The organism is Exiguobacterium sp. s102, from assembly GCF_018618635.1.
Classification (GTDB): Bacteria; Bacillota; Bacilli; order Exiguobacteriales; family Exiguobacteriaceae; genus Exiguobacterium_A; species Exiguobacterium_A oxidotolerans.
This window is the reverse complement of record NZ_JACSML010000002.1, coordinates 494,827-507,672: the sequence shown is the minus strand read 5'-3', so window position 1 is coordinate 507,672 and position 12,846 is coordinate 494,827. Positions and strand designations below refer to the sequence as shown.

The following is a 12,846-nucleotide window of genomic DNA, read 5'->3' as shown; positions in this document are numbered from 1 at the left end:
CTGAAAAACCTCTGAAGTGGAGTGATGCACATGAAAACAATCACGAAGATTCTCCTTAGCGTCGTCATCGTCGGTATCCTGGCAATCAGTTGGCGGTTAGTCTCGCCGCTTCTTTTTGATAAAGCAGTTGACGAAGGACTTCCCCCGACTTCCTCTGACGTCAAAACGGAAGAACAGACACCGGATACTGAAGATGAAACGGAAACTACGACACCTGGCACGCAGGAGGAAGAGCTTACGTTCTCCGGTAAATTCGTCGATGGAGAAAAAAACTACAAAACCTCAGGAACACTCAAAACGATTCAAGCAGATGACGGTCAGTATCTCCGGTTTGAAGATTTCAAGACGACGAATGGTCCAGATTTATTCGTCTATCTCATTCAACCGGGTATGGAGCCAAAAGAAGGCATCAACTTAGGGGCATTAAAAGGCAATACCGGCAATCAAAATTATGCTGTCCCTCCAGATGTCGATTTCACGAAGTACAATACCGTCGTGATTTGGTGCCGTGCCTTCAACGCCGACTTTGGTACGGCAGTAGTAAAGACTGACAACGAGTAAATATTATGTAACCGATCCCCTCACCACTGATTCATTTCCAATCAGAAGGTCGGGGGATTTGGTCTGGTTCAAAGTCGCAGACACCTGCCGGCTCACTTCGCCTTAAAGTTATAGAGCGGCTTGATGACTTTGAGTAATTCGACCGTATCTTCTGTGTTCCGGATGATTTCCTCCATCGGTTTATAGACGAATGGCGACTCATCACGTGTCGATTCGACGACCGAACTCGACCAGACGTCCTGCATCGTCGCTTCAAATTCTCTCAGATCAACGGATTTAAAGGCTTTCGAACGGGACATGATCCGTCCTGCTCCATGCGGCGCCGAATAGTTCCAGTCCGGATTGCCTTTTCCTTTAACGATCAGTGAACCGTCACGCATGTTCATCGGAATGATGGCGACTTCACCGGCTTGCGCTGAAATCGCACCTTTGCGGAGAATCATCCGCTCGAGATCGATATAGTTATGAATCGTATCGAACTGTTCCGTGACCGACCAGCCCATCGCTTCAACAATGACGTCGGTCATTGCTTGACGGTTCAGCGCTGCGTACGTTTGAGCGATTTTTAAGTCATGTAAGTAGTTGTCCATATCGGAACCGGACACGTACGCTAAATCTTTATTCGTTTCATTGAACTGACTCTTCAGCTCGACCAACGTCGATTGGATGTCCTGCTCCCGTCCCTGATCTTTCAGTGAGGCGACGACCGACGCCGTATCGACGGTGAATTGTGAGCTTTCCGCCAGCTTTTGATAATGCTCGGCAATCGTTTTCCCGAGGTTCCGGCTGCCGGAATGAATCACGAGATAGAGATTGTCCTCGTCGTCCGCGTTCAGCTCGATAAAGTGATTCCCGCCGCCTAACGTGCCGATTGATAACCGGGCCCGTGTTTCGTTAAACGGTGCCAACACCTGCTCAAACGGAATCTGTTCCGACAACCGGTGCGGCTGATTGCGAACCGACATGCCGCTCGGAACCAGTGCCTGAATCGCAGCATCCAACTTCTCATAATCGACGCCGGCTGTTCCTTCACGGTTGATTTGTGTACATAACATGCCGCAGCCAATGTCGACACCGACGAGATTTGGAACCACTTTATCGTGAATCCGCATCGTCGTGCCGATGACCGAGCCCTTGCCGGCGTGACAATCGGGCATGATTCGGACATTGCCGTCGACAGCAATGTTTTCGTTCAGCATCCCCGTCACCTGTTCAATCGTCGTGTCATCGACATTGTGTGTAAAAATCTTCGCTTCGCCGTACTTTCCGCGAATCGTCTTCATTTCATCCTCCCCCTTACCTTCCTGTCTCTTGTTCAAGTATCCTATAAAATCCCTTTTTTAACAATTCGTTCTTACTCGTGGACAATCGAGACCCATTGTTGGGTCAGCGCCGATTGACCGTCCTCCGTCAACCAGACAAGAGCCGTCGTACTCGTCGCGTCCGGTAACCGTTCCCGCACCAGTCCCGTCATGTCGAGTTCGCGGAGCGTACTTTCCGGTAACAGCGTCACCGCTTGTCCACACCGGACGAGGCCAATCAAGGTCAAGACGTCGGAACACGTTTCCTGTGAGACGACCCCGAACTGTTGGCTGAGCGTCTGAAAGACACCCAGTCCTTCCTGACTCGGAATAATCATATCGGCATCCGGAAAATCAGGATGATGGATTCGGTAAAACGGTTCCTCTTCCATCCACTCGATCGTGACACCTTGCGCCTCAATCGGCAGCCGGACGAGTGCCACGTCGATCGCATGATCCTTCAAACGATCAATCAAAGCAGCAGACTCGCCCTGATGAATCTGTAACGTAATCCGCGGATGCCGTCGTTTCATTTCTCTCACCCAGCCTGTCAAGCGGCCGGCGGACAACGTATTGACGCCGATCCGTAAGATGCCGGTCCGCCCTTCCTTGATGTCACTGACTTCGATCCGCGTTTCCGCTTCATAGCGCAATAGTGAGACGGCCCGTTCATAGAGCCGCTCACCGCTCGCTGTAATCCGGATGCCGCGTCCCGCCCGTTCAATCAGCCGTACGCCAAGCAACTCTTCCATCTTCCGAATTTGTTGCGTCAAGGCAGGCTGAGCCATCCGCAGGCGTTCTGCTGCCCGCGTGACCGATTGTTCTTCGACGACTGCACAAAAATAGCGATATTGCCGTAAATCCATATTCATCATCTCTCTCATATGTTTTCAGTCATAAATATGTATGAATCATAACATCAATCATATGATACGATGCTGAAATCAGCGATTTTTAAAGGAGACGATTTTTGTGAAACGTACGACGTCCACAGTCCAGTGGATTATTTTCTTATTAGCCAATACGATTGCCTTGCCGATCGTCGTCGCGAGTCTGTTCGACCTCTCAAGTGTCGAAACGGCCGCGCTTGTCCAGCGATCCTTTTTTGTCGGCGGGATTGCCTGTTTTCTTCATGGTGTGTTCGGTCACCGGTTACCGATCGTGTCCGGCCCTGCCGGTTCATGGGTCAGTATCTTTGTTGTCATCGCCGCTCTGCCGGTCGATTCAAAGACGGCCTTCACGATTGCGATGGCCGCGGTCGTCATTGCCGGTGTTGTCCTGATTTTCCTCGGGTTGACAGGATGGACCCGCTTTTTATTACCGGTCTTCACCCCGCTCGTCAGCGGCACGTTTTTGCTTTTATTATGTATTCAACTGACCGGCGTCATGCTGGGTGCCGTTCTCGCCGTCGAAGCGACACGTCTTGCCGGTGTTCTGACATTCCTGCTTGTCCTCGGACTGAGCCAGTTTGGTCCGGCACGGCTCCGTCCGTTCGCTTTGATGATCGGCATTGTCGTCGGCTGGTTGGTCAGTCGCCCGTCACTGCCGGAAGCATCCGGTGTCTTTTCCGTCCCGACCGCTTTACCGTTCGGGATGCCGCAATTTGACGGCAGTGCGTTTCTCGTCGCGATTCCGTTTGCAATTCTTTTAATCGTCAACTTGATTGCTGCGCTCAGCGCCGTCGAAGCGACGATTCAGAAACAAGGCGCCTTGCATCAAGGACTGACGATCGAAGGGATCATTCACTTGATCGCGGCGACGTTCTCGACACTCGTTCCGGTTCCCTTGCCGATCACGAGTGGTTTCATCGCCCAGACAGGCAGTAAGGACCGCCGACCGTTTTTGATTGCCTCACTCGTCATTGCCTTGGTCGGTTTTTTCCCGAGCATTATCGGCATCATCGCGACACTGCCGCGCAGTGTTGCCAGTGCGGCGTTGCTCGCCACGTTACCGCACATGTTCCTGATTGCCTGGCAGTCGGCTGAAAGTAGCATGACGACAAGCCGCCGGAAACATGCCTTTGCGATTTGTGCTGTCATCGGAATCAGCATTCTGTTGCAATCGACGGTCCTGGCAGAAATTCTGCCACTGACGTTACGTCCGTTCTTCAGTAATGGCTTATTGATCGGGACGATGCTCGTCCTCGGTTTTGAAGTCATCGAACGTTTGCGCGTGCGACGTGATGCTCAATCAGAACGGCTTGCCAGTTAATTTATATGTCAAAGTAAAATCCCCACTCTGTCGTAAAACACGACAAAGTGGGGATTTTGTGTTTGAAATCAGATGAAAGCAGTCCATCAAACTCGGCTTCTTCCCGTGACTCCTACAGGAAAGCACAGGAAAGGACGACGAGTTTCACTTAACTTAACCTAACTTCACCGCACTTCGCGCCACCATTTACGGGTCTGACTTGCAACCGTCACGCTTTCGCCGATCATCGGTGTCACGACCGGTACGTCGTGTTTCGCCGCTTCCTTCAACAGCCGTTCGACCGGTTCGTACCACGGATGAAACGCCAGTGTAAACGCCGACCAATGGACAGGAATCATCACGTCCCCTTTGACGTCAAGATGTGCCGCGAGTGTCTGTTCCGGTAACATGTGCGAACTGGACCAACGGGTATCGTATTGACCGCACTCCATGATCGTCAAGTCAAACGGACCATACTGGTCACCGATCGCCTCAAAGTGGGGACCGTAGCCGCTGTCGCCGCTGAAAAAGACTTTCTTCGATCCCTCAATTACCCATGATGCCCAAAGCGTCGAAAATTGATCAAGCCCGTTACGACCGGAGTAATGCCGGGCCGGCGTCGCCGTCAGACGGAGGCCATTCGTCTCAATCGATTCGTGCCAATCGAGTTCCGTGATCCGGCTTGCGTCGACGCCCCAGCCTTTCAGGCGGCTCGCGACACCAAGCGGAACGATAAATTGTCCGACCCGGTCTTTTAATGCCAGGACCGAATGGTAATCCAAGTGGTCATAATGGTCATGCGAATAAATGACGAGATCGATTGCCGGCAAGGCATCGAGGTCGACCGGTGCCGTCGTCTGGAACCGTCCGCCTCCGAGTTTCGGGAACGGTGACGGCGCACGACCGAGCATCGGATCAAAGAAAATCGTCTGGTGATCGAGTTCGAGCAGGAATGCCGAATGCCCGAACCAGGTCACACGCGGTTCTGTCCCGTCCGTCCGCTGTTCAAACGGTTTGACCGGTAACGGTTTGACCGGTTTTAAAGACGGCAATTTCCGCCCATAATCTTTTAAGATACTTTTTGTTGTCTCCCATTCCATCTTCAGTTGAAACGGCAGTTCATTTTGAAACTTTCCATTTTTGAACTGGGCGGATCGTCTGTAATCCTGTTGATCGGCTTTAGACGGTCGGCGACCGAATAATGGATAACGCGTCATAAAGACCGTTCCGAGTAAACCGAGCCCTGTAAGTGTTGCGACTGTTTTTTTCATGTTTTCACCTCTTCAATAAGTGCTTCCAGTATAGCACTCGCCTTTTTCCTGGCGGTAGCGAAGACACTTCTCCAACAAAAAACACGGGTTACTTTTAGAAAAAGCAATCCGTGTTCGTCCCTTATTTATTTAAATCGTCTGCGTCCCATTTCGTCCGCGTACTTTTTTCGTGATTCGCATCCTGCTCCGCCTCATAGTCATTGACGCCGGGATTTTCGACTTTTCCCTCATGTCGATGTCCTTCATCATGGTCATGGTCATGATTGTGGTCGTGATCGTCCCGTTCCTTGACGAACAAGGCGATGCCGCCACGCTCGACTTCTTCGTAATGTTTTGCCGCTTCGTCGTCCGAATGACCGACGCGTTTCAGCGTCTCACGTAACGGTGGTTCCTTGCTGAACTTCGCTTTCATTTCATCGACCCAAGACGCACCCGATGTCTCTTCGGCCGCTTCATCCCGTCCGACAACTGAAAAATCAGAGTCCTTATGTCCGTGTTCTTTTAAAGCATGCATCTTTTGCTCCAAGCTGGATTGATCATGAAAAACGCCTACGAATTTTTTCGCCATCGTTACCACCATCCCTCTCACAAAATGTATGAATCGGACTACTTCCCTTTTTTACCCATGTTCTTCTGAAGCAAAACAGTGCAGTAAAAAAAAGAACTCCTCCGCTGACGCGGAAAAGCTCTCTCAAGATTCGATTAATCGTTCAGCTGTTGCGGCGAATCGACTAATGTAATCGTACCTTCATTTTTTTGGACGAAGCGTTCGTAGACGAAATCATTCGCAAAGAGGAGAACCGGGTTTTCCCAACGGTCATAAACGAGGACCGTCCGTGAATCCGTCAATTTCTTCACTTCATTGATTTCTGTCACCTTGACCCACTTCGCGACCTGGAAGTTCGCCGCATCTTTTAAGATATCGACGCCATACTCGCCTTTAAGGCGGTGTTCGAAGACTTCGAACTGCAGTTGACCGATCGCACCGAGGATGACCTCGTTGTATTCCGTCTTATAGACTTGAATTGCCCCTTCTTGTGCCAATTGTTCAATCCCTTTTTGGAACTGTTTTGACTTCAGGGCATTTTTCGTAAAGACCTTCAAGAATAATTCCGGTGCGAATGTCGGCAAGGCTTCGTATTGGAGTGACGGATCACCATTCGTGATTGTATCGCCAATTTGATAGTTGCCCGAATCATAGAGACCGATGACGTCTCCAGCAAAGGCTTCGTTGACCGTTTCCCGCTCATCTGCCATGAACTGCGTCGATTGCGACAATTTCATTTTCTTACCTGTCCGCGTCAGGACGACATCCATCCCACGGTCGAATTTGCCGGTACAGATGCGGATGAACGCAATCCGGTCCCGGTGATTCGGGTTCATGTTCGCCTGGATTTTAAAGACGAATCCGCTGAAGAATTCTTGTGCCGGTTCGATCTTCCCTTTGTTCGATTCCCGTGGTGTCGGTGACGGGGACAAGTTGAGATAGTGCTCGAGCAGTGGTGTGACACCAAAGTCGACGAGTGCTGAACCGAAGAAGACCGGTGTCAGCTCACCTTTCGCAATCAATTCCTCGTCATAGGCATTGCCGGCACCGTCGAGTAAATCAACTTCATCGACGAGCGTGTCGTACATTTCATTGTTGATTGAGTTAGCGAGTTCGTCGCTTGCGAGCCCCTCTTCCCCAAGCTCAATCGTCTTCCGGTCTTGTTTGAAGCAGTGGAACTTCTCGTTGACCCGGTCGTAGACCCCTTCGAACTGTTGTCCTGAACCTGCCGGCCACGTGACGGCAACCGACGGGATCCCGAGGACTTCTTCAAGCTCTTCCATCAGTTCGAGCGGATCGCGTGCTTGACGGTCCATCTTGTTGATGAATGTAAAAATTGGAATACCGCGCATCCGACAGACTTGAAAAAGTTTTTTCGTTTGTGACTCGATCCCTTTCGCCGCATCGATGACCATGATTGCCGAGTCGACGGCCGTCAAAATCCGGTACGTATCTTCACCGAAGTCCGAGTGACCCGGTGTATCCATGATTGAGACGATTTTTTTATCGTATTCGAATTGCATGACCGATGACGTCACCGAGATTCCACGTTGTTTCTCGATTTCCATCCAGTCGGATTTAGCAAATTTTGAATTTTTCCGGGCTTTGACCGATCCCGCTTCCCGGATTGCCCCTCCGTGGAGTAAGAATTTTTCTGTTAATGTCGTTTTCCCGGCATCCGGGTGGGAGATGATACCGAAAATCCGGCGTTTCTCGACTTCAGTTTGTAATTTTGTCATGTATAATAAGTCCCTTCACGATAAATTCAATACTTGTAACCAGCTCATTTTTCGCAACTAATCTATCATACCGAATTTTCAGCTATTCGTCTATTTCACACGATTGACTCAATTTTCAGATTTTTAGTTGACAACTCGTCCTGATGTTCTATAAGATGACGAGGAAGTTAACTAACTAGAAGGAGGAGACGTACACATGAAACAGCCACAAGCACAGCGACAGATTCAGGTATCAAACTCATCTGCGATCATTGTACGTCACCCAATCGTTTAATTTTTTAAAAATTAAGCAGGGTGTGCGTATGCGTATACGTACATGCTGCCCCCTTATATCAGGACGGGTATGCCCATATTTGTGCGTATCCGTCTTTTCTATTGTCTAAAAACGGAATAATAAGGGGTTTTATTTATGTTCAACTCATTAAAACTGCTCGACCGTAACATCTGGATCCGGTTCGTCGGGGAAACGTTAACCGGCATCATGATGTTCATGATTGCACCATTTCTTGTACTCTATTACGCCGATCAACTCGATTCGTACCTCCTCGTCGGCGTCATCATGGCGATCGGGCCGATTGCCGCTTTATTCGGCTCTTTCCTCGGAGGGCACCTCGCCGACATTTACGGCCGCAAACCGTTGATGGTCATCGCCATCGTCGGGGATGCGCTCGCCCTAATCGGTTTTACGTTTGCCGATACATTTTGGCCGTTGCTTATCTTAAATGCGACGCTCGGCCTGACGAATTCTCTGTTCCACCCGGCAGCGAGCGCAATGGTCGCCGATGTCACACCACCGGAACGGTTGAATGAATCGTTTGGTCTCTTACGGATGGGACATAACATCGGGGCCGCGTTCGGTCCATTGATCGGCAGTGCCGTCCTCTTCATCGATCGGTCCTTAATTTTCTATGGAGCAGCTATTGTTTATGTACTTTATGCCCTCGTCCTCCTGCTGTTCATCGGTGAGACGAAACCTGAAAAAATCGAGCATCCGGTGGATACGCCACAACTTTCTTCACTGACTGTCTTACGAAAGGACCATGTCTTTTTAATCTTCATCGCGGCTGGTGTCTTCATCTCGATGGGCTTCACGCTCGTCGAAAACATGTTACCCGTCTTCTTAAAAGAAGCCTTACCGGGATTACCGGATGAAAAAAATCCTTTCCCGTACTTGATGGGACTGAACGGCATCATGGTCGTCTTGTTCCAATTTCCGATTGCTGCGAAGCTATCCGGGAAATCGTTCGGGAAAGTCATGTTACTCGGCGCAAGCATCTTCGGACTCGGCATGATTTTACTCGCCTTCGTCCCGTCCTACTTCTTCTCGCTCGGAACGGATTATATCGTCATCGTCATTCTCTTACTCGTCATATACGCCCTTTATACGGTCGGTGAAATGATCATGTCACCGGTCCAAATGACATTCATCGCTTTAATCGCGCCGGTTCACTTACGGGGAACGTATAATGGTGCCGCGAGCGTGCAGTGGTTGATTGGTGGCGTAACGGCACCGCTCCTCGGGTCGTTGTTCCTCGAATCCGGTCACGGCGACTATGCGCTTGGCGCCATCGGGGTCGCGTGTTGTTTATCTGGACTTGTCTACTTGGCACTCGATCGTTCGATTCGCCGTGCGAAACGGTTGTCCGAGTCGGCGTAAGTTAACGTTTATTTTAAAAAGGCGCATCTGACGAAAAGTCGAATGCGCCTTTTACTGTTTTAGAAAGAAGAGGTCCCTGTTTCTTATGTTTAGGGCGGAACGCTCTTCCTCGACTCGTCTTCAAATCTCCCCATTTCCGTTAGTTTCGTTAGTTTCATCGGGAAAAAGCGACTAAACGCACGCTGCTCAAGAGACAGGCAAGCCGAAGGTGATTTTAGTCTCCCCCCTTCGATTCATTCCTCACAACGGCAAGTTTCGTTTCCGGAAAAGGACGATGGCAAGACCATAGCTCAGCAGACCAATCAAGATTAAAATGATTACTGAGACGAGGACCTCTCCTTCCCCACTGGCGATTTTTCCGGGTTCATAAAGCGAAAACGGCGTAAAATGCCGAATCCAGTCGATTTTCGTGACAATTTTCCCCATCATGTTCATCCCGTAAAATAGAAAAGTTATCCCACCCGCGACCGCAAAAGCATTTTTTTCATCGTTGAACAAACAGGAAATCAAGAACGAATAACCGCTGACGGCTAAAAATAAGCAAAACCCGACGTAGTTGATTTGGAAAAACTCAGTGAGTGCGATTCGGTCCGTATCGATTAAGAACCGTGCTGCGAGCGCCCCGCCTGCGAATGTCAAAACATGAATCACAATTAAACCACTGATTAAGACGAGCATTTGTGTGACGATGACTTTCGTTCGTGAGACCTGCGTCGATAAAAGATAGGCCATCGAACCGCGATCGACGAGCCGTGCGACGAGTTGAATCGCGACCATCACGCTAAAGACACCCAGGATTAAAAGATAAAACAGACCATAGTATTCGGCCGAGATGAATTGACCGTAGTTGCTGATCGACTCCATTCCGAATGCCCGCATCATTCCTTCCGGTAAGATCTGCATCATGTCGTCAATCTGTTCCATGTTGTCGTCGAGCAACGGATAAAGGGAGGTAATCAACGTGACATACATGGCTGAGCCGACCCCGAAACCAAAAAACATCTTCAGATGGAGCTGCATCATATGACGATAAAGGGCGAGATTCATTTCCCCAACTCCTTTTGATTATAATAATCCATAAAAATTTGTTCCAAGCTTTGGTCATCGGCACTGATGTTCTTGACGTGATACGGGGCGAGCGTTTGGATGAGTAAATCATAATTCCCACGGAGTTCGACCCGGACCGTCCGCACGTCGATTCGCTCCGTCGTCAAGGCGGAAGCAAGCAGAGCGGCTACAGCCACTTCTTCATCGAGCGTGACGTTAAATGATTTTCGTTGCATCGTCTGCAACTCATGAATATTTTTTGTCGCGACGATTTTGCCGTCACGAATAATCGCTGCCCGGTCGCATGTCCGCTCGATTTCAGCAAAACTATGAGACGACATCAAGAAGGTCTTGCCACGTGCTTTTTCTTCAAGGACGAGTTCGATGAACAAGTTCTGCATCAATGGATCGAGTCCCGACGTCGGCTCGTCGAGGATATAGATTTCCGGGTCATGCATGAATGTCGCGACGATCCCAATCTTTTGCTTCATTCCTTTTGACATCTTGCGAATCGGTGTGTTCGGGTTGAATTGGAGCTTTTTAATCAACTCGTCACGTCTGCCCGGATTGTCTGATCCTTGCATACCGGCCATCATGTTGAGGAACGCAAGCCCCGTCATTCCGTCAAGGAACGCCATTTCGCCGGGTAAATAACCGACGTGACTTCGCGCTTGCGCCTGATTTGCCCACGTATCGAGCCCTTTTATCGTCGCCCGCCCGCGTTGCGGCTTCATATATCCCATCAAATGACGAATCGTCGTTGATTTTCCGCTACCGTTCGGTCCGAGAAAACCGAATACTTCGCCTTTCTCCACATTGATCGTGACATCAAAAATTCCTTTTCCGTTTGAAAACTGTTGCGTCAGATTCTCGATGTTAATCATGTCACCCCTCCTGAAAGTTTGAAAGAATACTCCGGCATTGATACTTTTAATACCTTTCAAGAAAAACGATCAGTTCTCCTCTTTCAGCTGAAAAAGTCCGCTGTTCCAACCAGCTTACGCACGAGCAACGCTAATTCGACAAAAAAAGCGGACATCCCTCGAAAACATCGGGGTATCCGCTCTCGTACCTGAAATAACTCGATTCAGGCAATCCTTCATTAAGACGGCAATGCATTATCTGCGATAAATGGACCAAAGATAACCGGTAGCGGTTCCAGCGTCCTTTGCACATCCGCGATGAACCGACTCGATCCACTGACGAATACGATCGGGTCGTCGCTTGCAATCATCTCTAAAAATTCAACCGCCCCTTCATCCGTACTATTTTGGTGCATAGTATGGAAAACAAGTCCCTTTTGAATAAGTCCTTCGAGTGTCATCATCAACTTAGCCGAGAGCGCCTTCATGTCGTTAAAATGGACAAGCGTCGTTTTCCGATGATTCGTCAAAGCATACCTTGCTTCGTCAATGACAGCACCTAAATGATGTGTTTCTGCAATCAACAACACTTCGAGTTGTCTCCAGTCTGCGTTTGATGAATATTTGCAAAAGTGACGACACGTATCAACGAGTTGGTGATGGACGACAGACCATGCCTCGAGCAACGGGTCTGTCGCTTCAAGCTCAAATTCCCATTGCACGGCGAGCAGGATCTCCTGACTGACGATTTCTGGGTAAGACAGAATGAACGATTTCGTTTGATTGATTTCTTCGAGTAAAATGAGTTTAAACAACTCGCTCGGTTCTTGTTGGTTCGTCACGTGATGCAACAGGCGACTGAGGCGTAAAATCCGAAGTTCACGATTTTGTAAACGCATGTCCTGCTGTCCCATTTGTTCAAGCTGTCGGCTATGATTTTTTTCTAACTGATCATAAAACCGGCTCGCGATGCGGAAACCGCGTTTATCCACTTCCGGACCCATCTTTTGTAAGAGGTGTAATGCTTGATCAAAATGCATACCATGACCTACCTTTCCCCCCTCATTATGCCCGAACCCCTAGATAAAAACAATCTTCAAAAAAGGTATAAAAAATACTTGTTTTATACAACATATTTAAACTTGTTCTTCCTTCCTATCCATTTTAGAATCTAGGATAAGTAGGTGATATATATGCGCATGACACGTTATACGGACTATGCGATCCGGTCGCTTTTATTTGCAGGCACACATGCGGATCGACTTGTCCGAATCCAGGAAGTAGCGGATTGTTACGACATTTCTAAAAATCATCTGATGAAAGTCGTCTATCGTTTAGGACAAAATGGTCTGATTCATTCTGTCCGTGGTCGTGGTGGTGGATTTCGCTTAGCAAGTCCTCCGGATGAAATTTATCTCGGTGACGTCGTACAATTGTTCGAACCAACGACTCATTTTTTGGACCCGCAAGAGGGAATGGTGGAACATCCATCTCTTGACCCTGCACGAACTGCCTTTGATGAAGCGATTGAAGCGTTCCATCAGGTACTTAATAGTTATACGATCCAGGATTTATTGCATCCGGCAAATGAACTGCATCCACAAATTCTTGAAATGATTCCGAGGCGCAATTGATGCGTAGCGGAATCATTTTTTGTTGCGCCCGCATCA

Annotated in this window: 12 protein-coding genes; 4 read left to right on the top strand and 8 right to left on the bottom strand. The window is 49.1% G+C overall.

All coding sequences use genetic code 11. The features are described 5' to 3' along the window. The first annotated feature begins 30 nt into the window (after window positions 1–30). Entirely contained in the window at window positions 31–561 is a 531-nt protein-coding gene (locus KNQ02_RS07615) for a DM13 domain-containing protein (protein WP_214807779.1), read from the top strand. Window positions 562–653: 92 nt separating this feature from the next. Here the strand turns inward: KNQ02_RS07615 and KNQ02_RS07610 are convergent, their stop codons facing one another. Both KNQ02_RS07610 and KNQ02_RS07605 read right to left on the bottom strand, forming a co-directional pair. After that, window positions 654–1,844: an RtcB family protein gene (locus tag KNQ02_RS07610; RefSeq protein ID WP_214807776.1), complete on the bottom strand. Its 1,191-nt coding sequence runs from the start codon at window positions 1,842–1,844 to the stop codon at window positions 654–656. 71 nt (window positions 1,845–1,915) lie between these two features. Next, window positions 1,916–2,728: a LysR family transcriptional regulator gene (locus tag KNQ02_RS07605; protein ID WP_214769777.1), complete on the bottom strand. Its 813-nt coding sequence runs from the start codon at window positions 2,726–2,728 to the stop codon at window positions 1,916–1,918. Between the two features lie 106 nt (window positions 2,729–2,834). Here KNQ02_RS07605 and KNQ02_RS07600 point away from each other — a divergent pair, with 106 nt between their 5' ends. Continuing rightward, window positions 2,835–4,073, top strand: coding sequence for a purine/pyrimidine permease (locus KNQ02_RS07600; protein ID WP_214807773.1), 1,239 nt, complete (start codon window positions 2,835–2,837; stop codon window positions 4,071–4,073). Between the two features lie 164 nt (window positions 4,074–4,237). On the opposite strand, the gene KNQ02_RS07595 is transcribed toward KNQ02_RS07600, so the two are convergent. The 3 genes from KNQ02_RS07595 to KNQ02_RS07585 all read right to left on the bottom strand — a co-directional run bounded on the left by KNQ02_RS07595 (window position 4,238) and on the right by KNQ02_RS07585 (window position 7,609). Continuing rightward, on the bottom strand, window positions 4,238–5,323 hold the full coding sequence (locus tag KNQ02_RS07595; RefSeq protein WP_214807770.1) for an MBL fold metallo-hydrolase: 1,086 nt from the start codon (window positions 5,321–5,323) through the stop codon (window positions 4,238–4,240). Window positions 5,324–5,444: 121 nt separating this feature from the next. After that, window positions 5,445–5,891 (bottom strand): general stress protein, encoded by a 447-nt coding sequence (locus KNQ02_RS07590; RefSeq protein WP_239456864.1) that lies wholly within the window; start codon window positions 5,889–5,891, stop codon window positions 5,445–5,447. A gap of 134 nt (window positions 5,892–6,025) precedes the next feature. Continuing rightward, window positions 6,026–7,609: a peptide chain release factor 3 gene (locus tag KNQ02_RS07585; RefSeq protein WP_214767409.1), complete on the bottom strand. Its 1,584-nt coding sequence runs from the start codon at window positions 7,607–7,609 to the stop codon at window positions 6,026–6,028. 409 nt (window positions 7,610–8,018) lie between these two features. On the opposite strand from KNQ02_RS07585, the gene KNQ02_RS07580 reads away from it, so the two are divergent. Beyond that, entirely contained in the window at window positions 8,019–9,266 is a 1,248-nt protein-coding gene (locus tag KNQ02_RS07580; RefSeq protein ID WP_214767407.1) for an MDR family MFS transporter, read from the top strand. Window positions 9,267–9,506: 240 nt separating this feature from the next. Here KNQ02_RS07580 and KNQ02_RS07575 read toward each other — a convergent pair whose 3' ends face one another. From KNQ02_RS07575 to KNQ02_RS07565, 3 genes are all read right to left on the bottom strand, one after another. Then, window positions 9,507–10,313: an ABC transporter permease subunit gene (locus KNQ02_RS07575; RefSeq protein ID WP_088836771.1), complete on the bottom strand. Its 807-nt coding sequence runs from the start codon at window positions 10,311–10,313 to the stop codon at window positions 9,507–9,509. Beyond that, a complete protein-coding gene (locus tag KNQ02_RS07570) occupies window positions 10,310–11,197 on the bottom strand; it encodes an ABC transporter ATP-binding protein (RefSeq protein ID WP_214801155.1) in 888 nt (295 codons plus the stop codon). The genes KNQ02_RS07575 and KNQ02_RS07570 overlap by 4 nt, the downstream gene beginning before the upstream one ends. A gap of 218 nt (window positions 11,198–11,415) precedes the next feature. Continuing rightward, a complete protein-coding gene (locus KNQ02_RS07565) occupies window positions 11,416–12,216 on the bottom strand; it encodes a hypothetical protein (protein ID WP_214807768.1) in 801 nt (266 codons plus the stop codon). A 153-nt stretch (window positions 12,217–12,369) separates the two neighbouring features. Here KNQ02_RS07565 and KNQ02_RS07560 point away from each other — a divergent pair, with 153 nt between their 5' ends. After that, a complete protein-coding gene (locus KNQ02_RS07560; RefSeq protein WP_088836768.1) occupies window positions 12,370–12,810 on the top strand; it encodes an RrF2 family transcriptional regulator in 441 nt (146 codons plus the stop codon). Window positions 12,811–12,846 lie beyond the last annotated feature (36 nt).